Source organism: Mesorhizobium sp. M8A.F.Ca.ET.207.01.1.1 (assembly GCF_004794715.1).
GTDB lineage: Bacteria > Pseudomonadota > Alphaproteobacteria > Rhizobiales > Rhizobiaceae > Mesorhizobium.
The window spans coordinates 1-337 of sequence record NZ_SRUS01000308.1 but is presented as its reverse complement, the minus strand read 5'-3'; the positions used below and the strand labels follow the sequence as shown (position 1 = coordinate 337).

Genomic DNA, 337 nt, shown 5'->3' with positions numbered 1-337 from the left:
CGCGGGTGATCAGCGTCTTCATCTGCTTCGGGGTGAGGTTCTGCGCCTCGTCCAGGATCAGGTAGCGTGACAGGAAGGTGCGGCCGCGCATGAAGTTCATCGAGCGGATCTTGATGCGGCTGGCCAGCAGGTCGTTGGTGGCCTGGCGGCCCCAGGTGCCGCCCTCCTGGTTGTGCGTGAGCACTTCCAGGTTGTCGGTCAACGCGCCCATCCACGGCGTCATCTTCTCTTCCTCGGTGCCGGGCAGGAAGCCGATGTCCTCGCCCACGCTGACCGTGGCGCGGGTCATGATGATCTCGCGATAGCGCTGCTGGTCCATCGTCTGCGCCAGGCCGGC

General features: G+C 65.6%; 1 protein-coding gene. It reads right to left on the bottom strand.

The window, feature by feature from the left end:
- Nucleotides 1–337 (bottom strand): PhoH family protein (locus EN850_RS34680; protein WP_189591316.1); only part of this gene is annotated, 337 nt, incomplete at both ends.